This is a genomic window from Acinetobacter sp. YH12132 (assembly GCF_013418645.1).
Lineage (GTDB): Bacteria > Pseudomonadota > Gammaproteobacteria > Pseudomonadales > Moraxellaceae > Acinetobacter > Acinetobacter indicus.
Genome location: NZ_VPBR01000004.1, coordinates 18,926 through 37,598 on the forward strand (window position 1 = coordinate 18,926; position 18,673 = coordinate 37,598).

The window sequence follows — 18,673 nt, forward strand, 5'->3', positions numbered from 1 at the left end:
CAACTTTCCAAAATATGCTAAAAGGCTAAGTGGATTTCATCGAACTCAGGTTATTTTAGCTCTGCATAATTCCGCTGACACCGGTCACAATCATATCAATGGCAATGGTCCCAATCAGCAAGGCAGCCAGACGCCCGACAATATCGACATACAAATCAATATAATTGGAATGTTTATGCTGCAAATGATCATGCGCATATTTCATTAAAATAAGCAGGCTACAGGTCAGAAATAGCGTCACAAAAATCACCAGCACCAGTTGCCACAGGCTTAGCTGAATTCCGGTAATGACCGCGGCGCTGATGGTTCCCGGGCCAATCATAAACGGCATGGCAATGGTGCCGGCCAAATGATGTGGCGCACCGCGCATCACCCCAATGGTATCGGCGCCTTCAAACACATAGCGATAACCAATCACCAGAAAAATAATCCCGCCAAAAATCTGGAAAGATTCAAAACGGACATGCAGGACATCATGAAAAAAGGCTTCACCGGTTTTGGCGAAAATAATAAACACCACAAAGCTGATTAAACTGCCCTGAATCAGGGCGCGATTAAACACTCGGGCCTCGGAATTACGGATAATGCCGAGCATATAAATACTCATTAAAAACGGGTTTAATAATGAGAAAAACAGTGCAAAGGCGTGAAGCGATTCAGACATCCTACAGATTCCTTATTGATCCGGGTCTGGAAAGAGCGGGCGCTTGCCTGGACTAATCCGGTTGATGTGCAAGAACATCAAATGGCGCTCGTATTTATCCAGAATGTCGTTAATGACCTGTTCCTTGCTATAACCCACCAGATCATTGCCTTGCGAGCCTTCAAACAGATAGGTTTCCAGACGGTAATAGTATTTCTTGGTGCGTTTGCCGCGTGAACTGAAGTTGGGTGTGTCATAACGGATTGGCCAGATCTGGTAAACGAAGTTTTCTTCTTCATCCAGCTGAATGGTTAAATCCAGATGTGACAGTTCCGGTTCATCATCCAGGGCTTTTTCCGCCAGATCGACCTGAATGCCTTTGTTGATGAATTCTGTGGCCACCGCCTGCATTGCCGGTTTACAGACCTCTTCCAGCATTTGCTGGGTTTGCGATAAATTGGCATGCAGCATTACCCGGCTGAGGCGTTTTTTCCAGTTAAAGATGTCTACATTGCCGACCACGGGTGCCGCATTCATGCTGGTACTGGCCTGACGGAAATCTTCCAGTCTTAATGACTTGTACAGACCCGCCATCACAAAGAAAATCACAAAGCTAAAAGGCAGCCCCATAATAATGGTGGTGTTTTGCAGTGCAGTCACGCCATTGGCCATCAGCATGGCCAAAGTCAGTAAACCAATCGCCAGTGCCCAGAAGACACTTAACCAGCGCGGCGAATCATGTTCAATATTGCTAAATTTGGTGGTGAAATTCCCCAGTACCAGTGCGCCTGAATCGGCAGAAGTCACATAAAACAGCAAACCGGTAATGGTAGCGACGCCGGCCAGAAATGGGAACCACGGATATTGGGCAAGCAGGTCATAGAAACCATGTGCCGGATTGGCCAATACGGTGGTGGCCAGCTGGGTATTGCCATCAAAAATTACGCTGTGCAGGGCGCTATTTCCAAAAATTGACAGCCAGGTCAGGGTAAACAGCAGGGGAATAATTAAGGTACCGGCCACAAATTCACGGATGGTTCGGCCACGGGAAATCCGTGCCAGGAACAGGCCGACAAATGGCGACCAGGCAATCCACCAGGCCCAGAAAAACAGGGTCCAGCTGTTCATCCATTCTTTCGGTTGCTGAAATGGAAAACTGGTTAAGGACAGTTGCGGGAACTGGCTAATATAGTCGCCAAAGTTTTGGATTAACGCTGCCAGTAAAAACTCGGTATTGCCCATCACCAGAATAAACAGCAGCAGGCCAATCGACACATAAATATTGACTTCAGACAGAATCCGGAGGCCTTTATTTACTCCAGAAGCTACTGAAATTGCAGTAATAATGACTGCAACGGCAATCAGTGCCGACTGGATCAGCAGGTTTTCTGGCACATCAAACAGTACATGCAGGCCGTAGTTGAGCTGAACCACACCAATCCCGCAGGTGGTGGCAATACCGAAAATAGTGCCCAAAACGGCCGCAGTATCAACACTATGTCCAATCCAGCCATTAATGCGCTTGCCAAAAATCGGATAAAGCGCCGAGCGGATGGTTAGCGGCAGGTTATAGCGATAGCTGAAATACCCCAAAGCCACGCCAACCAGGGCATACATACTCCAGCCAGTTAATCCATAGTGGAACAGGGTCCAGACCATTGACTGGCGCGCAGCCTCAAAAGTCTGGCCTTCGCCGACAGGCGGATTCATATAGTGAGACAGCGGTTCGGCCACCGAGAAGAACATCAGGTCAATCCCGATTCCGGCCGAGAACAGCATTGCCGACCAGCTCAGCAGGCTAAATTCCGGCTTGGAATGTTTGGGACCTAATTTGATATCGCCATAACGCGACAGGGCAATAAACAATACAAAGACCAGATATAAGGTGGCTGCCAGCAGGTAATACCAGCTAAAGGTCCGACTGACCCAGTTCAAGATTTGGGTAATGAGCTGATTCGCCTGGTTATTAAATAAAATCGTAACCAGCGAAAACAGCAGGATGAGTGTTGCCGAAAGAAAAAAGACAACTTTGTTCAGACTATCGGTCGTCTGTTCAGTTTTCTTTTGCATAAATCTGTGACCATATTTTTTTAATTCGGATCTACAGCGCAGTGTGTTTTGGCTTAACCAGACTATAGGCATGGCTCTCATTACAAACATTTGCAAATGAAAAACAAACTGAGCTGTACATCAGGAAGCAGACGGGACTATAATTTATTTTAATTGAACGTTCAATTAAAATAACGTTTTTATATGTTACCTTGTCTTGTGCATGATTTTTATTAGTCAGGTCGATCTTATGCCTAAAGTTGGTATGCAACCGATTCGTCGTCAACAGCTGATTGATGCCACTTTATCTGCCATTAATGAACTGGGTTTTGCTGAAGCGTCTATCAGCCAGATTGCCCAACGGGCAGGTGTGTCTACAGGCATCATCAGTCATTATTTTCAGGGCAAGCATGGCCTGATTGAAGCGACCATGCGTTATTTGCTGCAACAGCTGGGCGATGCCATTTCGGCCAGTTTAAATGCCGCAGAAAACACGCCGGAGCAGCGCCTGATTGCAATTGTGCGTGCCAATTTCTCGGCCGAACAGACTGACAAAGCGGCCATGAAAACTTGGCTGGCATTCTGGGCCAACAGTATGCATCAACCTGACTTGCATCGTTTGCAGCAGGTTAACCATTACCGCCTGCATTCCAATATCAAGCATGAGTTTGCCAAACAGCTGGACCGCGATCAGGCCGAACGCGCCGCACAGGGTCTGGCCGCACTGATTGACGGTTTCTGGTTACGCGGTTCCTTAATGACCACTGAACTGGATGCCGATTTACCTATTCAGATTTGTGCCGACTATATCCGTCAGCAACTCAATATTCATTAAATTACGAGGAGAACCGATTGATGCAATTCAATACACAACGACCTTATATTCACGGTCAGTTTGTCGATGCTTCATCCTCTGAAACATTCCAAAGTATTAATCCGGCCAATGCTGAGGTGTTGGCCACCATTCAAGCATGTAACCAGGCCGATGTTGATCGGGCAGTAGAGTCTGCCAAACAGGGACAAAAAGTCTGGGCAGCCATGACTGCCATGCAGCGTTCACGCATTTTAAATCAGGCCGTAGCCATTTTACGGGCACGCAATGATGAGCTGGCAGAAATTGAAAGCCTGGACAGTGGCAAGCCTTTAAGTGAAACCCGTAGCGTCGATATTGTAACCGGGGCCGATGTGCTGGAATATTATGCTGGCATTTTACCAGCGCTCGAAGGCCAGCAAATTCCATTAAGAGAAAGTTCTTTTATTTACACCCGCCGTGAACCGCTGGGTGTGGTGGCCGGTATTGGCGCCTGGAATTATCCAATCCAGATTGCATTATGGAAATCTGCACCGGCCTTGGCCGCAGGCAATGCCATGGTGTTTAAAGCCAGTGAAATTACCCCACTTACCGCGTTAAAACTGGCCGAAATTTATAGTGAAGCCGGAGTACCAGACGGCGTCTTTAATGTGGTGACCGGTGGTGGCGATGTGGGTAGCTACCTCACTGAGCATCCAGAGATTGCCAAAGTATCCTTTACCGGCGGTGTGAGTACCGGTAAAAAAGTAATGGCACAGGCGGCGGCGTCCAGCTTAAAAGAAGTCACCATGGAACTTGGTGGAAAATCACCGTTAATTATCTGTGAAGATGCCGATCTGGATCTGGCTGCCGATATTGCCATGATGGCCAATTTCTACAGTTCTGGACAGGTGTGTACCAATGGAACCCGGGTGTTCATTCCTAGTGCATTAAAAGCCGCTTTTGAAGAAAAGATTCTGCAGCGCATTCCCTATGTGCGCATGGGTCAGCCTTTAGACCCGAACACTAATTTCGGACCACTATCCAGCTTTGCCCATATGGAAAAAGTATTGCATTACATTGAGCTGGGCAAACAGCAGGGCGCTCGTCTGTTAACAGGCGGGCAGCGCGCAGCGGCAGCTGAATTTGCGCACGGGGCTTTTGTTGAACCCACGGTATTTACCGACTGTCATGATGAAATGCGTATTGTCCAGGAAGAAATTTTTGGCCCGGTTATGAGCATCTTAAGTTATGACAGCGAAGATGAAGTAATCCGCAGAGCCAATGCCACCACCTATGGTCTGGCTGCTGGTGTGGTCAGTCCAGATTTAAGCCGGGCCCATCGTATTATTCATCAGATTGAAGCGGGGATTTGCTGGCTGAATACCTGGGGCGAATCTCCGGCAGAAATGCCGGTTGGTGGCTATAAACAGTCCGGTGTTGGCCGTGAAAATGGTCTGGTGACCTTACAGCACTATACCCAGACCAAATCGGTTCAGGTGGAACTGAGTCCTTTCCAATCTGTATTTTCAGCTTAAGGGAGGATCATGCTGCATGAATTATGACTATATTATTATTGGCGCAGGTTCTGCCGGGAATGTGCTGGCGGCTCGATTAACCGAAGATCCGGATACGACGGTACTGCTATTGGAAGCAGGTGGGCCGGACTATCGGCTGGATTTTCGTACCCAGATGCCTGCCGCGCTGGCTTATCCCTTACAGGGCCGGCGTTATAACTGGGCCTATCTAACCGACCCGGAACCGTATATGAATAATCGCCGCATGGAATGTGGTCGTGGTAAAGGCTTGGGCGGGTCTTCCCTGATTAACGGCATGTGTTATATCCGTGGTAATGCGATGGATCTGGAACAATGGGCCAGTTTGAAAGGACTGGAGCATTGGAGCTATGCCAACTGCCTGCCTTATTATAAAAAGGCCGAAACCCGTGATATTGGCGGCAATGACTATCATGGCGACAGTGGTCCGGTACAGGTCGCCACCCCGAAAGCCGGAAATAACGAGCTGTTTCATGCCATGGTCGATGCTGCGGTACAGGCTGGCTATCCACGTACCGATGATTTAAATGGCTATCAGCAGGAAGGATTTGGCCCGATGGACCGTACCGTAACCCCGCAGGGGCGCCGTTCCAGCACAGCGCGTGGTTATCTGGATATGGCCAGACAGCGCCCGAATTTAACCATTCGCACTCATGCCATGACCCATAAAATTCTATTTAATGGCAAGCAGGCTATAGGCGTCGAATATTTTCAGGGACAAAGTACCGCGCAGCCACAGCAAGTCTTTGCTGAAAAAGAAGTGCTGCTCTGTGGGGGTGCCATTGCTTCCCCGCAAATTCTGCAGCGTTCCGGTGTCGGTAATGCCCAGCATCTAAAAAGCCTGGAGATTCCGGTGGTTCATGATTTACCGGGCGTAGGTGAAAACCTGCAAGATCATCTGGAAATGTATTTACAGTATCAGTGCAAAAAACCGGTCAGCTTATATCCCGCCTTAAAATGGTATAACCAGCCAAAAATTGGCGCAGAATGGCTGTTTTTAGGTCAGGGTGTGGGTGCCAGTAACCAGTTTGAAGCCGGTGGCTTTATCCGCACCTCCGATGAGTTTGCCTGGCCGAATATCCAGTATCACTTTTTACCGGTCGCCATTAACTACAATGGCAGTAATGCCATTCAGCAGCATGGTTTTCAGGCGCATGTTGGTTCTATGCGCTCTCCATCTCGTGGGCGGGTCAAACTGCGCTCCAAAGATCCGTTTCAGCATCCAAGTATCCTGTTCAATTATATGAGTACCGAACAGGACTGGCGCGAGTTTCGTGATGCCATCCGCATTACCCGGGACATCATGCATCAACCGGCTTTAGATGCCTATCGCGGCGAAGAAATCAGCCCGGGCAAACAGGTACAAAGCGATGCCGAGCTGGACGAATTTATCCGTAACCACGCTGAAACTGCGTTCCATCCATCTTGCAGCTGCAAAATGGGTGAAGATGATATGGCGGTGGTCGATGGCTACGGGCGGGTACATGGGCTGCAGAACCTGCGAGTGATTGATGCTTCGATCATGCCGCTGATTATTACCGGCAACCTGAATGCCACCACCATTATGATGGCCGAAAAACTGGCCGATCATATTCGCGCCAAACCGGCGCTGGCCAAATCTACGGCGCCATTTTACCGGGCCACTACACCAGTCCGGTCAATCTAGCCGCAACAGAACGCTTTGATCTTTAGATCGTTTTGATGTGTATTTTTATACACATCCTTTTTCTTAGTTAAAACCAGATACCCAACCATCCGCACAGCTCACGGTCGGATGGTTGGCTGGGATTTTTTACATTTAATCAGGTTAAATTTTAAAACAATGATTCCATTTACAAGAACGGTGGTCGCCGCCGGATGTCTGTCATGTATCAGCATGTCCAGCTGGGCCAATGATGCATCCTCTTCCTCTATTGATGTGTCTGGTCAGCTGACCGCAGTATCTAAATATGTGTCGCGCGGTCTGACCAATGCACCAGAAAATGAAGACCTGGCTTTGCAGGCCTCTTTAACCCTGGGTTATGGAAATTTTTATGCTGCTTATTGGGGCAGTACACTGGGTTATTCATACCGCGATTTACAACAAGGCCGGCAATACAGCACCGATAAAATGGAACATGATTTTATTGTCGGGCATGTGTCAGATTTTAAAGGCCTGACCTGGGATCTGTGGAATGCGACCTATTATTATCCGGGTGGAGAAAACACCACGTCCAATGAACTGGGCCTGCGTGTCAGCAAAAACCTGAATGAGCAAGCTACACTAACCTTTGGCGTGTCGACCTATTTATATGATGTGGTGTATATGAATCAGGGCGATACCTATGTCAGCCTGAACTATGCCCATCAGCTCAGCGACAAATTAACTGGAAATCTGGCCGTTGCCGGTTCCTATTTTAATGACTCCGGCAAATATGAAGGTCAGGAATTTTTAGATACCCAGACCGATACCGCTTTTCGTTTTGCCTCGGTCGGACTGGATTATGCAGTTGCGCCGAATGTGAATGTCTTTTCCGACTTCATTCTGGGTGGCTATGACCGCAGTAAAATTAAACAGAAAAATCAGGCGGTTTGGGGCTTAAGATATAGCTTCTAATCTAGTCCCCAAGCATCAACCCTTTAATTGGGCGTGGAAGAGGGCTGCTCCGGCCGAATGCGAATGCTTAAACCCTGAGGCGGGTTCAGGCTTAAATCCATCTGGTAGTGATGATGCTGGAGCAGTGCTTTCACCAAAGCCAGCCCTAAACCATGACCCTGTTGCTGGGCAGATTTACGCCAGAAGCGCCGGGTCATCTGGGTCAGTTCCGCCGCAGTCAGCCCCTGACCATCATCTTGTACCAGCAGTTGCTGATTATGCATGGTAATTGCAATTCGGCTTAAGCCTTGGGCATGTAGCAGGGCATTTTCCAGCAGATTTTTCAGGATGGTCTGCAAGCTCAGCGGTGGTAGTTGCAGGGTCTGCAGACTTTCCCAATCGACCTGCAAGATAGTGTTTAAATGTGGATAAACCGGACTTAATTCTTCCATCACTTGCCTCAAAACTGGTGCGACTTCGGTGGTTTCCGAATCTGGGGCGGCTTGCGCAGCGTCATGATCGGTCTGGCTCAGTAATAACAACTGTTCCAGCAACTGCTGATAGCGCCAGATACTGCTTTCCGCCTGTTTCAGGTTTTCAATCAGCTTGCTGGCCTGCGCCGGATTCTGCTCGACCATCATCCGGCTGAGTTGTACATGGGTTTTAATTGCAGTTAAAGGACTACGCAGTTCATGCGCGGCATAGGCGGTAAACAGTTTTTCATTTTCCAGGCTATGATGCAGATTCTGAATCAGCTGATTGGAATTATCGACAAAAGGCTGGACTTCTTTGGGAATTTTGCGCGCATCCAGATGTTGCAGATAATGCGCCGCATCTGACAGCGAATGCTGCTTATCTGCCAGTTGCTGGGCCATATCATCTAAAGGGCGGAATTCTTTACGCAAAATATGAATCACCAGCGCCATACAGATCAATAGCGATAACACCAGCGGAATCAGCACCGATTGCAGAATCTGTTGCAATAAAGAGGCTCTAAGCACCAGCCGTTCTGCGGCCACCACCTGAATATCACCTTTACGCAGCACATAACTGCGCCATTCCACACCATTTTCCTGCCAGGTACTAAAGCCCGGTTGCTGTCCGGTCAGTTGTTCCGGTGCGCCGCGGGTCCGGGCCACTACATACGGTCCCAGCGTAATATCCGAGCTAAACACCGACACCTCACAGGCAATCAGGTTTTGCGCATGATACTGTTCGGCCACCTGTTTTAAGGAGTCAGGATTAATTTCCTGTAGCGGCAAATGCTGAATCAGCCGCGCCACCATTTGTGCAGAGGCAAACAGGCGCTGATCCAGCGTATCTTGCAGCCGCTGCTGCAAATCATAATACAGCCAGCAAAACACCAGACTCCACAGGCTAAGAAACACCACCATAAACATGCTGACCAGCCGCCATTTTAAACTGTAGTTCTGCATGTTCAGCTCTCGGTTTCCGGCACTTTAAACATATAGCCCACACCACGAATGGTCTGAATCAGCTGCGGCTCTAGTTTCTGACGTAAATGATAAATATGCACATTCAGCGCGTTGCTCTCGATACTGTCCTGATAGCCATACAGTTTATCGAGCAGCTGTTCATTTTTTAAAATCTGGTTGGGATGGCTTATCAGGGTTTCCAGCAAGCTGTATTCACGCCGTGACAGAGTCACCGGCTGCTGCTGGAACGTGACTTCCTGGGTATCGCGGTTTAACTGCAAATCGCCCAATTGTAAAAGATTGGAAGAAAAGCCACGATTACGCCGTGCCAGCGCATGAATACGGGCAATCAGCTCATCCAGTTCAAAGGGTTTGGTCAGGTAGTCATCGGCCCCCAGATTTAAGGCTTCTACACATTGTCGGGTTTGATGCCGGGCGGTTAAAACCAGCACTGGCAGATGAATCTCATCCTGACGCCACTGCTGCAGCAGTTCCAGACCATCCTGATCGGGCAGGCCCAAATCCAGCAGGCACAAATCGACCGCACTTTGCCGGATAAAATAATCGGCAGCGCGTGCAGTGGCCACATGCTCGACTGAAATATTTAAATAGTCCAGCGCTGAACAGATACTTTGGGCAATATAAGGATCATCTTCGACCAGAACCACAAACATAGTTACTCTCCACCTGAAATCCTATTTTATAAATAATGAGCTATGTTAATGTTCTCTTAATTTAATCTTTTTAATAATGAATCGGGTTTTCTACAGAAAAATGGACGTCATGATTACGCGTGTAAGTGCTTTGCTTGTGGTTCTTTGTGCATTCTGGCCAGTCTGGTCACAGGCGCAGGAGTTCTTGCCACCCGATCAGGCGTTTCAGTTTCAGGCGCGTTCTATTAGCGATGATCAGGCGGAACTGCGCTGGACCATCGCCGAAGATTATTATTTATATCATGATCAGCTACAGGTGCGTAGCGATGCTGGTGCGCTAAAATTACAGCTGCCGGTGCCGGAAGATAAGAACGATCCGACCTTTGGCCAGACCAAGGTGCATTATCATCAGGTCAAGACCACGATTACGGTCGCGCCAAACCAGCAATTTAAAATTCAGTGGCAGGGCTGTGCCGAAAGCGGTTTATGTTATCCGGTGCAACGCGCCACCATTCAGACCGATGCGCAAGGCTTGTTGCCCCAGTCAGATGCGCCTTCAAGCGAACGGCGTTTATTAAGTGCCGCCAAACCGGTCGCGCTGGATGCACCGGCTAAAATTGAAGCGGCACCAAGTAAACCTGAAAAAACAGTACTGACAACTACATCTGCTGCCGCCGAAGAAGCAGTCATTGAAAATGAGTCGATTGCCGCTGTAGAGAATACAGAGCCGACAAAACTCACTGATGCTGTCGCGGCTTCAGAAATTTCAGTCGTAGCGTCCAATCCGGTGCCGGCCAGTGAAATCGCAGGCGAGACACAAACGGCAGCCGCCGCGTCATTACAATCTGAATGGAACAACGACCAGTATTTTTTCAATTTACTCTCGGAACATCATTTATTTTTTAATCTGCTGATTTTTTTAGGTTTTGGTATTTTACTGGCCTTTTTACCTTGTTCTTTGCCACTGATTCCAATTCTGTCCAGTATTCTGGTACAGCGTCATCGCGGTTATCGTGCTGCGTTGATTGCGCTGGCTTTTGTGCTGGGTATGGCCGCAGTGTATGCGGTGATGGGACTGGCAGTTGCGCAACTGGGCTATAGTTTCCAGCGCTGGTTCCAAAGCCCGATCTTTATTGGCATCTTTGCGGTGTTGTTTATCCTGTTTGCCTTGAACCTGTTTGGGGTGTATCAGCTGTCCTTACCACAGGGTTTATTACAACGACTGGACCGATGGCAGCAAAAACAGCAGGGCGGTACGCTGGTCGGTGCTGCGTTAATGGGGATGATTTCCGCGCTGATTGTAGGTCCGTGTATGAGTGCGCCTTTGGCCGGTGCCTTGCTGTTTGTATCGCAACTGGATCAGCCGGTACTTGGCGCGACCTATCTGTTTGTACTGGGTCTGGGTCTCGGGATTCCTTTATTTATTGCCGCCGTATTTGGCGCCAAATATTTACCGAAACCAGGCTTATGGATGGACCGGTTGAAATTCAGTTTCGGCTTTTTAATGCTGGCGCTGGCGGTTTATTTCGCCCGTCCATTGCTGCCGACCGTGGCCTATTTCCTGTTGATGGGTATTATTTTTCTGGCACTGGCGATTTACTGCTTCGATTTAATCCGCAGACATCTGCAAGGGAAAATTTCGCGTGTTGGCGTTATTGTGCTGGCGCTGGCCATGACCGCTATTGGTATTTGGCATATTCAACATGGCCTTCAGCAGATGGGTGCAGTCCATGCCCAACAAACACTCAGCTGGCAAAAGGTGCATACCCAGCAGGAACTGGCACAGCTGCTACAGCAAAACAGTGGACGCAGTATCGTGATTGATGTCTATGCCGACTGGTGTGTGGCCTGTCAACCGGTAGAAAATGAAGTCCTGCCCCGTACCGATGTACAGGCCGCCTTGCAGGATGTGGTACGGATTAAACTGGATTTAACCGAGTATCATCCATCTCAAGATGAATTACTGCGTGACTGGCAGATTCTTGGTCCACCGACCATGATTTTCCTGGACAGTCAGCAGCAGGAACAGCGTACTTTACGTTTAACTGGTACCTTTAGCGCGACCCAACTTATTCAGCGCTTACAGCAACTTCAGCAGGCAAACACGCCATGATGGTTTCTGCAACGGCGCTGCATATAGGCCCACTGATGTTGCCGTGGCAGATGGTGCTGCTGCTCACCGGATTAGTGCTGGTGTATGGGGCAGGGCGATATTTCAGACACAAACAGCAATGGCCTGAACCTAGCTGGCGCATCTTTAGTGACAGCTTGTGGACATCATTCTGGGTGGGGTTAATTGCCGCACGACTGGTTTTTGTGCTGATGCATGCCGATCTTTATCTGGCGACACCACTGGATATAATCAAAATTCAGGACAAAGGCTTTCATTTTTATGGCGGATTGATTGCCGGCATTGGGTGGTTTTTATGGAAAAACCGGTCATTGGCCAATCTGCCTAAAGCGATATTGATCGCGCTATTTGTTGCGATCCAGCTTTGTCTGAACTGGGGTATTCAATCAGTCTTGCCACAGCAGAATCAGTATCCTGACCTGCAATTTCAAAATTTACAGCAGCAACAGGTGCCGCTACAGCACTGGGTTGGCAAACCGACCGTCATCAACCTGTGGGCCAGCTGGTGTCCGCCGTGTCACCGGGAAATGCCGGTTTTACATCAGGCCCAGCAGGCTTATCCGGACATTCATTTTGTAATGCTGAATCAGGGCGAAACGACTGACACGGTACAGGATTATCTGCGTCAGCATGGTTTTAATTTCCAGCATGTCCTATTTGATCCTCAAGGTGACATGGCCACCCAGATGAATATGTACGGCTTGCCAAGCACCTTGTTCTTTAATGCGCAAGGACAGCTCGTGCATCGGCATATGGGAGAACTGACCCAGCCGATGCTGCGTCGCTATATCAACGATCTTTCTGCTCCATCTTCAAAATAACAGGAAATTCTTATGAAAATGATCTATCCCGCTGCGTTGTTCCTGCTGCTGTTAAATACAACAGCATTTGCCCAAACTGATCTGAAAAAACAGATTGAGCAGGAAGGCTTTAAATTTATCAAGCAGATTGAAGCGCCAGAGCAAATGACCGGATGGGCCGGGCATATGCAGCAAAGTCCGGCGACCGTGTTTATTTCCAATGACCAGAAATATTACATTATTGGCGATTTGCACAATGCCAAGGGTGAGAACCTGACCATCAAAGCGCTTGAAACCCATGTTAAAGACGCCGTGCTGGATGATGTCTGGAAAAGTCTGGAGAACTCCACCTGGATTCAGGATGGACAAAAAGATGCGCCGCGGATTGTATATGTATTTTCAGACCCGAATTGTCCGTATTGCCATACCTTCTGGCAAAAGGCACGTCCGTGGGTGAAGGCGGGGAAGGTACAGCTTAGACATATTCAGGTGGCAGTCATTCGTGATAAGAGCCGCGGGCAAGTGGCGACCATGCTGATGGCTAAAAATCCGCAGCAGGTGTTTACCAGTTACAATGCCAACAAAGGGCAAAACAAGTTAAAAATTACCAAGAATATCCCTGCTGATATTGCTGCAAAAATAGATGCCAATCAGGAACTGATGGCTAAATATGGTTTCTTTGCCACGCCGTCAATGGTGTGGAAAAACCAGCAAGGCGAGTTTAAGTCCGCCCAAGGGATGACGGAGGATTTAAGAGAGATTTTTGAGAAGTAAAAGGTTCATGAACAATGGCAGATGTTGTTTAGGTTATCACCTGTGGCTTAAAAATTCTCCCCTTGCGGAATGCTGTTCCTCACCTCTTTAATAAATAGGAGGTAGAGGAGATTAGATATAAAAAAGACCGTCGCTAAGGGCGATTTTTGATCATAACTTGCTAATAATGACAATTGTCGCTATTATGTATTTAATACAGCCGCCACGCTTAGTTCTTCTTTTGAAGTCCGCGCAACCTTGGCGGTTTTTTATGCCTCGATTTTAGTGAATTATGTTAAAACCTTATAAATAAAAAGCCTTTATCATATGCTGAGCAAGTGCATCATCTACAGTCTAAAGGATTGAGTATTCATAATGTTGCTTGGGCTGAAGGAATATTGGCAAAATATGGTTATTATCGCTTAAGTGCATATTGGTATCCTTACCGAATAAGGTCAGGAAATAATGTCTTAGATCGATTCAAGCCGGGCACTTCGTTTGAAAAAATTGTGCAATTATATGAATTTTATACTGAATTACGATTACAAATATTCGGTGCTATCGAAATTATAGAAACGTTTTTACGAACGAAATTAACGTATTATCTCGGTCAGAGATATGGTGCATTTGGTATATACAACGCACAAAATTTTTATCCCAAATTTAACCATAGAAAATTTTTAGAAACATGCAACAAAGAAGTTGAACGCTCTAAAGATACGTTCATCCAGCATTTTCAACAAAATTATGATGATTTTCCTCAAATCCCAATTTGGATGCTGACAGAAGTTTTAAGTTTTGGTTCATTGTCATTTTTATATAGTGGTTTAATAAATAATAAGGCTAACAATAAAGAAGATAAGAAAGCAATCGCACAGCATTTTTCTTTGCATCATGAAAAATTAGCTGAATGGTTGCATATATTGACCTATGTAAGAAATATTTGTGCCCATCATGGACGGTTATGGAATAAAGAATTAGCTATTAAATCTAAAGCCGACAAAGATCCAAATTGGCAATCACCGATTACACCGACGAATAAACGTATCTTCTATGTACTCTTAATCTTAAAAACCTTGCTAAGACCGACAGGATTTGATTCAGAGTGGTGCTATCAATTGAATAAACTCTTAAAACCTATTGTGAAAGATGAAAATTGGCGTGTTGCGATGGGTTTTCCTGATAATTGGGAAGAACATCCTATTTGGAGCTTATGAAATATGGTAAAAAAAATACCAGAATTTTTAGAAGGTCGTAGCCCTGATCGTCAAAATCGCATTTTGGAAAATACAAAAATAATCTTAAAAGATTGTGTTATGGATGAGGTTTATTTATTACAACTAGCAGAAAAAGCGAAAAGTGAAGAAACTATCAGGATAACTTTAGCTGACTTAAGAGTTCGAGTTCACAAAAACCGCACTTAAAAGTTTGATAAGCTGAAACCGCGTATCGCTTAGTCTATCAAGTCATTGACGCCAAAATTGTGGTGCTTGTCTTAGACGTTGACCGCCGTGACACCATTTATAAAAAGATGTAAAAAAGACCGCTATATTGCGGTCTTTTTAGTATTTAGACTTTTATAATTTCACCAACTCCACCCGACGGTTTTTCGCCTTACCATCTTCAGTCGCATTATCTGCAACAGGCTGAGTATCCCCAAAACCTTTGGCTGTCAGACGATTTGTATCAATGCCTGCTTTGGTTAGAGCAGTTACCACAGCTTGCGCACGTTGCTCAGACAATTTTAAATTATGCGCCGCATCGCCTGTATTATCAGTATGTCCGTAAATGCCAAGTTTTAAATCATCGTTATCTTTCAGTAAAGCAATAATCTGATCTATTTGTTCTTGTGAGTCTGGCAAAATATCGGCTTGATCTGTGGCAAAGTTAATTTGCACACTCACTTTACTGTTCTGATCCAGACTTTGTTTCAGTGCACTCGACGTCAGTGCTTTGGCAGTGATATTTAAGGGCTGACTTTCCGCTACCATTAAACCCATATAGTGACCAGATTGCGCCAAATGGAACCAAATATTTTTATCCGCTTGTCGAATCACATACGTTTGCGCAGGGTAATTATAAATATCAGCCAAACCTGAACCATGTTGCACCCGAATGGCATCAGGCAGACTGTTGGCAAGCTCTTTGGGGATTTGACTATTGGCAACTTCTACACCGCCAAGCTGTTTAATTACCGCATCAAGATTACGCTGTATTTCTAAATAACTGCCTTTTTTATAATCTGATTTAGCGGTAATACCCGAACTAAACAGTTTTCCTTCAACCCAGTGAAAGTCATGTCCTGTCCAAAAGGGTACACGTTCAAACTTTCGATTTTCATCATTCTGATAGCGATAACCCTGTGGTAACTCAATATAAGGAAACTCGCCAAGCACTGCGGTCGAAATGGGGATGTTATTCAGATCAAAATCTGAGCTGGCTTTGGCAGTTTCATTTGAATCTGATGTGATTTCAGAAGTACTGACTTCAGTTTCAGCCTGATCAGAAGTGGGTTTGGCACAGCCATACAGTGTCAGTACACAACCTAAACTTAGGCCTAAGATTGTTTTTTGAAAAGTCATCGGATATTTCCTTATTTTACTGATCTTAATATTCTGCTTGTATTTTAAGCAGTATAGCTGAGCCGGTTTAAATTTTCATTTTTTATAGAGGCTGAGCGTCGCTAAGTCGCCTCTCAAGAAGATAGGGCTACAGAAGATCACTGCATCTATTCGTTTAATAGGAAGGTAAATCACTGATCATTTACAAGCTAAACCCCTTGATTTTTCCTCATCTTCAACTGAGCCAAATTCATGTTGATGCTTTTATAGACATTTTTATATAAGCGCCGTTTGACCTAAACAGACCAGATCCAAATATTTAGGCGAGCCAATTTTTTATTTCATCAAGAAGCTCATTTTCTTCAACAAAATGTGAAGATATTTAGCTACAATAAAAATTATAAATAATTGTTTTTATTAAAATTAAAAAAATCTATTTTGATTCTAAATCTAGCTTTTTGGCCTTTTTCCAGCAAGAAAAATTGGACTCGATTGATGACTCATAGGGCAGTCTATTTTTCTATATTTTCGCCTTAAATAACGCTATTCAAATCAAAACATGAATTTAATTCACTATTAACTTAGATTAAATCATTTTTATTCATCTTAGGGTTCACGTATAACTAAAACCAGAAAGACATTCAGATTTTTATTTTTAGATATTTAAAGCGGTGGAACAGATGAGTCAACAGTTTGCATGTTCAATTAAACGTATTCGTTTTGATGAAAACTATCAACCAGCGGACAGTACCCGTTTAACAACCAACTTTGCCAATCTGGCGCGTGGCGAAAGCCGTGAACAGAACCTGCGTAACACGCTGCGCATGATCAATAACCGTTTTAATGCCTTGGCACATTGGGATAATCCGAAGGGTGACCGTTATTCACTGGAAATTGATATTGTGTCTGCAGATCTTGATGTCGAAGGCAATGGTAACGCCTTTCCAGCCATTGAAATGCTGAAATCGACGATTGTTGATCATCGTACCAATCAGCGTATTGAAGGCATGATCGGAAACAGTTTTTCATCGTATGTACGTGATTATGACTTTAGCGTGCTTTTATTGTCCCAAGGCCATAAAGCCGGGGAAATGCCTGACAACTTTGGTGATTTGCACGGCAAGCTGTATCAGTACGTGGTGAATTCCGAGGCGTTCCAGTCACAGTTTAATAAACAGCCGGTGATCTGCCTGAGCGTATCGACCACCAAAACCTATTATCGTACCGCCAATATTCATCCGGTGTTAGGGGTTGAATATCAGCAAAATGAATACTCAAGAACAGATCATTATTTCGCAAAAATGGGTTTAACCGTTCGCTATTTTAAACCGGAAAATAGTGCTGCACCTTTGGCGTTCTATTTTAGCGGTGATTTATTGGCGGATTATACCGATCTTGAATTAATCAGCGCGATTAGCACCATGGAAAGCTTTCAGAAGATTTATCGTCCTGAAATTTATAATGCCAACTCGACTGCAGGTCAGGTCTATCAACCTAGTCTTGAGTACCCGGATTATTCCTTAACGCAAATTGTCTATGACCGTGTCGAGCGTAGCCAGCTGGCCGTAAAACAGGGCAAATGGACAGAAGAACACTTTATTAAACCGTATCAGCACATTCTGGAACAGTGGGCTGCCAGCTACGCCGTAGCAACCAACGCTGCTTAATTCAACGTATAGAGATAGAAGATTAAAGATGAGCATTTTACTCCCAACCTCAACCGCAGGCAGCTTACCGAAACCATCCTGGCTGGCAGAACCGGAAAAACTCTGGTCGCCATGGAAACTTGAAGGCGATGCACTGCGTGAAGCCAAACAGGATGCCTTGAGCCTGTCACTGCATGAACAGTTACTGGCCGGAATTGATATTGTCAGCGATGGTGAGCAGACCCGTCAGCATTTTGTCACCACCTTTATTGAACATCTCGAAGGTGTGGATTTTGAAAAACGGGAAACGGTGCGTATTCGTAACCGTTATGATGCCAGCGTACCTTCGGTGATCGGTGAGGTGGCCCGGAAACAGCCGGTGTTTGTGGAAGATGCCAAGTTTTTACGCAGCCAGACCACTCAGCCAATTAAATGGGCTTTGCCGGGTCCAATGACCATGATTGATACCCTGTACGATGGTCATTACAAAAGCCGTGAAAAACTGGCCTGGGAATTTGCCAAAATCCTGAATCAGGAGGCAAGGGAACTCGAAGCCGCTGGGGTCGATATTATCCAGTTTGATGAACCTGCTTTTAACGTGTTCTTTGATGAAGTCAATGACTGGGGTGTGGCCACGCTGGAACGCGCACTGGAAGGTCTGAAATGCGAAACCGCCGTGCATATCTGCTATGGCTATGGCATTAAAGCCAATACTGACTGGAAAAAAACCTTAGGCTCTGAATGGCGTCAATATGAAGCCGTGTTCCCGAAACTGCAACAATCCAAAATTGATATTGTTTCGCTGGAATGTCAGAACTCACGCGTACCGATGGACCTGATTGAGCTGATCCGCGGCAAAAAAGTTATGGTTGGCGCTATTGATGTGGCCACCAACCAGATTGAAACCGCAGAAGAAGTGGCCAATACCTTGCGTAAAGCTTTGCAGTTTGTTGATGCCGACAAGCTTTATCCATCGACCAACTGTGGTATGACGCCGTTATCGCGTCAGGTGGCGCAAGGTAAACTTCGTGCTTTAAGCGCTGGCGCCGATATTGTGCGTCAAGAATTGAGTGCTTAACG

16 protein-coding genes are annotated in these 18,673 nt (G+C 46.1%); 11 read left to right on the plus strand and 5 right to left on the minus strand.

Annotated features, from left to right (window positions below; genetic code table 11):
* Nucleotides 1-55: 55 nt before the first annotated feature.
* Nucleotides 56-664 carry a MarC family protein gene (locus tag FTU67_RS05700; protein WP_005177911.1) on the minus strand — a complete coding sequence of 203 codons (609 nt, stop codon included), beginning with the start codon at nt 662-664 and terminating at the stop codon, nt 56-58.
* A gap of 12 nt (nt 665-676) precedes the next feature.
* Nucleotides 677-2,713: a choline transporter gene (locus tag FTU67_RS05705; protein ID WP_180061528.1), complete on the minus strand. Its 2,037-nt coding sequence runs from the start codon at nt 2,711-2,713 to the stop codon at nt 677-679.
* Between the two features lie 229 nt (nt 2,714-2,942).
* On the opposite strand from FTU67_RS05705, the gene betI reads away from it, so the two are divergent.
* The 4 genes from betI (at nt 2,943) to FTU67_RS05725 (ending at nt 7,634) form a co-directional block, all read left to right on the plus strand.
* Nucleotides 2,943-3,527 (plus strand): transcriptional regulator BetI, encoded by a 585-nt coding sequence (gene betI, locus FTU67_RS05710; protein ID WP_168400231.1) that lies wholly within the window; start codon nt 2,943-2,945, stop codon nt 3,525-3,527.
* Nucleotides 3,528-3,544: 17 nt separating this feature from the next.
* Complete coding sequence (gene betB, locus FTU67_RS05715; RefSeq protein WP_180061529.1) at nt 3,545-5,020, plus strand: betaine-aldehyde dehydrogenase; 1,476 nt, start codon at nt 3,545-3,547, stop codon at nt 5,018-5,020.
* A gap of 16 nt (nt 5,021-5,036) precedes the next feature.
* Nucleotides 5,037-6,704: a choline dehydrogenase gene (gene betA / locus FTU67_RS05720; RefSeq protein WP_180061530.1), complete on the plus strand. Its 1,668-nt coding sequence runs from the start codon at nt 5,037-5,039 to the stop codon at nt 6,702-6,704.
* A 156-nt stretch (nt 6,705-6,860) separates the two neighbouring features.
* The gene (locus FTU67_RS05725) at nt 6,861-7,634 is read left to right on the plus strand and encodes a hypothetical protein (protein WP_180061531.1); all 774 of its coding nucleotides are present in this window, start codon (nt 6,861-6,863) and stop codon (nt 7,632-7,634) included.
* A 23-nt stretch (nt 7,635-7,657) separates the two neighbouring features.
* Here FTU67_RS05725 and FTU67_RS05730 read toward each other — a convergent pair whose 3' ends face one another.
* Together FTU67_RS05730 and FTU67_RS05735 are read right to left on the minus strand one after the other, a co-directional pair.
* Nucleotides 7,658-9,049 (minus strand): ATP-binding protein, encoded by a 1,392-nt coding sequence (locus tag FTU67_RS05730; protein WP_180061532.1) that lies wholly within the window; start codon nt 9,047-9,049, stop codon nt 7,658-7,660.
* 2 nt (nt 9,050-9,051) lie between these two features.
* Nucleotides 9,052-9,723, minus strand: coding sequence for a response regulator transcription factor (locus FTU67_RS05735; protein ID WP_180061533.1), 672 nt, complete (start codon nt 9,721-9,723; stop codon nt 9,052-9,054).
* Nucleotides 9,724-9,832: 109 nt separating this feature from the next.
* On the opposite strand from FTU67_RS05735, the gene dsbD reads away from it, so the two are divergent.
* The 5 genes from dsbD to FTU67_RS05760 all read left to right on the plus strand — a co-directional run bounded on the left by dsbD (nt 9,833) and on the right by FTU67_RS05760 (nt 14,810).
* Complete coding sequence (gene dsbD, locus FTU67_RS05740; protein ID WP_180061534.1) at nt 9,833-11,815, plus strand: protein-disulfide reductase DsbD; 1,983 nt, start codon at nt 9,833-9,835, stop codon at nt 11,813-11,815.
* Nucleotides 11,812-12,654 (plus strand): TlpA disulfide reductase family protein, encoded by an 843-nt coding sequence (locus FTU67_RS05745; protein WP_180006506.1) that lies wholly within the window; start codon nt 11,812-11,814, stop codon nt 12,652-12,654. The genes dsbD and FTU67_RS05745 overlap by 4 nt, the downstream gene beginning before the upstream one ends.
* A gap of 12 nt (nt 12,655-12,666) precedes the next feature.
* A complete protein-coding gene (dsbG, locus tag FTU67_RS05750) occupies nt 12,667-13,407 on the plus strand; it encodes a thiol:disulfide interchange protein DsbG (RefSeq protein WP_180061535.1) in 741 nt (246 codons plus the stop codon).
* Nucleotides 13,408-13,748: 341 nt separating this feature from the next.
* Nucleotides 13,749-14,603 (plus strand): Abi family protein, encoded by an 855-nt coding sequence (locus FTU67_RS05755; RefSeq protein WP_218944996.1) that lies wholly within the window; start codon nt 13,749-13,751, stop codon nt 14,601-14,603.
* A 3-nt stretch (nt 14,604-14,606) separates the two neighbouring features.
* Nucleotides 14,607-14,810: a hypothetical protein gene (locus FTU67_RS05760; RefSeq protein ID WP_127801575.1), complete on the plus strand. Its 204-nt coding sequence runs from the start codon at nt 14,607-14,609 to the stop codon at nt 14,808-14,810.
* Nucleotides 14,811-14,963: 153 nt separating this feature from the next.
* Here FTU67_RS05760 and FTU67_RS05765 read toward each other — a convergent pair whose 3' ends face one another.
* Entirely contained in the window at nt 14,964-15,968 is a 1,005-nt protein-coding gene (locus FTU67_RS05765; protein ID WP_180061536.1) for an OmpA family protein, read from the minus strand.
* A 659-nt stretch (nt 15,969-16,627) separates the two neighbouring features.
* Here FTU67_RS05765 and FTU67_RS05770 point away from each other — a divergent pair.
* Both FTU67_RS05770 and FTU67_RS05775 read left to right on the plus strand, forming a co-directional pair.
* A complete protein-coding gene (locus FTU67_RS05770; RefSeq protein WP_016658148.1) occupies nt 16,628-17,614 on the plus strand; it encodes a DUF1852 domain-containing protein in 987 nt (328 codons plus the stop codon).
* A 28-nt stretch (nt 17,615-17,642) separates the two neighbouring features.
* A complete protein-coding gene (locus FTU67_RS05775; protein WP_104498182.1) occupies nt 17,643-18,671 on the plus strand; it encodes a methionine synthase in 1,029 nt (342 codons plus the stop codon).
* Nucleotides 18,672-18,673: the final 2 nt, after the last annotated feature.